This window comes from Mesorhizobium sp. M1E.F.Ca.ET.041.01.1.1 (assembly GCF_003997355.1).
Classification (GTDB): domain Bacteria; phylum Pseudomonadota; class Alphaproteobacteria; order Rhizobiales; family Rhizobiaceae; genus Mesorhizobium.
Window position 1 is genome coordinate 1 of the sequence record NZ_RZSL01000879.1, and the last position, 1,869, is coordinate 1,869.

Sequence of the window (1,869 nt, forward strand, 5' to 3'; positions counted from 1 at the left end):
CTTCCGGCCGAGCGCCAATCCGGTGAAGGGTTACAAGACCTGGATCGCCGGGCAGCTCGAGCCGGCCGGCCGGCTCACCGTCGATGCCGGCGCCGTCGGTGCGCTGAAGTCGGGTAAGTCGCTGCTGCCCGCCGGTGTCAAGCTGGTCAGCGGCAATTTCTCGCGCGGCGACACGGTTGCGATCCTGTCGCCCGAGGGCCGCGAGATCGCGCGCGGGCTGGTTGCCTATGATGCCGCCGATGCCGTAAGGATCGCGGGTTTGAAGACGGCCGAGATCGAAAATGTGCTCGGCTACGAGGCCCGCTCGGCGATGATCCATCGCGACGACCTTGTGGTAAGCGTCGCCGGCGACCAAGTATTGGCCAGCGAATGACCCAGCGGAGGATGAACCATGCTGAAGCTGCATGAAAAATCCGGGGAAGACACCGTGGCAACAATGGCCGACATCGGCCGCCGCGCCCGGACTGCCGCCCGACCGTTGGCCGTCGCCACGACCGCGGCCAAGAATGCTGCTTTAGCCGCCATGGCCGACGCCATCCTGCGCAACGAGCAGGCGATCCTCGAGGCCAACGCCATCGACATGTCGAATGGCCAGGAAGCGGGGCTGTCGGCATCCTTCATGGACCGGCTGAAGCTGACGCCACCGCGCATCAGGGCCATGGCCGACGGCATCCGCGAGATCGCCGCGCTCAAGGATCCGGTCGGCGACGTCATTGCCGAATGGGATCGGCCGAACGGCCTCCACATCGAGCGCGTTCGCACGCCGCTCGGCGTTATCGCCGTTATCTATGAAAGCCGGCCGAACGTGACGGCCGATGCAGGCGCGCTCTGCCTGAAGGCGGGCAATCCGGTGATCCTGCGCGGCGGATCGGATTCGATCAATTCGTCGGTCGCCATCCATGCCTGCATGGCCGAAGGGCTGAAGGCCGCCGGTCTGCCGGAAGATGCCATCCAACTGGTGGCGACCACCGACCGCGCCGCCGTCGGCGAGATGCTCAAAGGCTTGAGCGGCAATCTCGACGTCATCATCCCGCGCGGCGGAAAGAGCCTTGTCGCGCGTGTGCAGAACGAGGCGCGGGTGCCGGTCTTCGCCCATCTCGAAGGCATCTGCCATCTCTATGTCGACCGCTCGGCAAAGCTCGACATGGCGGTGAAGATCGCCGTCAACGCCAAGATGCGGCGCACCGGCGTCTGCGGCGCTGCCGAGACGCTGCTGGTCGACCGCGCGGCGGCGCCCACCCATCTGGTGCCGATCCTCGAAGCGCTGCGCGCCGCCGGCTGCGATATCCATGCGGACGTCGAGGTGATGCAGGCTTTCTCCGACGCCAGCCCGGCGACCGATGCCGACTGGGTGACGGAATATCTCGACGCCATCATCGCGGTGAAGCTGGTCGACGGCGTCGCCGGCGCGATCGACCATATCGAGACGTTCTCCTCGCACCACACCGAGGCGATCATCGCCGAGGATGCGCAAGCGGTCGAAAGATTCTTCAACGAGATCGACTCGGCGATCCTCTTGCACAATGCCTCGACACAATTCGCCGACGGCGGCGAGTTCGGCATGGGCGCCGAAATCGGCATCGCCACCGGCAAGATGCATGCGCGCGGGCCGGTCGGCGTCGAGCAGCTGACCTCGTTCAAATACCGCGTGCGCGGGTCGGGACAGGTGAGGCCGTGATCTTTTTCGCTCCAAAGGCCTGACGCTTGCGCCCAGCCACCCCCCTCTGCCCTGCCGGGCATCTCCCCCGCAAGGGGGGAGATCGACTGCCACAATTCCCTTCGCCAATCGCCGGCGCTGCAAAATTTGTGCCTTCACAGAAGCTGCTGATCTCCCCCCTTGCGGGGGAGATGTCCGGCAGGACAGAGGGG

2 protein-coding genes are annotated in these 1,869 nt (G+C 65.9%); both read left to right on the top strand.

Translation table 11 applies throughout. From position 1 onward, the window contains the following. The coding region (locus EOA38_RS35370) for a PUA domain-containing protein (RefSeq protein ID WP_348627550.1) at positions 1–373 on the top strand (373 nt) is incomplete at its 5' end. Positions 374–391: 18 nt separating this feature from the next. Further along, positions 392–1,678: a glutamate-5-semialdehyde dehydrogenase gene (locus EOA38_RS35375; protein ID WP_127301399.1), complete on the top strand. Its 1,287-nt coding sequence runs from the start codon at positions 392–394 to the stop codon at positions 1,676–1,678. Positions 1,679–1,869 lie beyond the last annotated feature (191 nt).

Excerpts from the sequence above, each read along its gene's own strand:
- EOA38_RS35375 (WP_127301399.1), top strand. The coding sequence starts at position 392 with ATGCTGAAGCTGCATGAAAAATCCGGGGAAGACACCGTGGCAACAATG.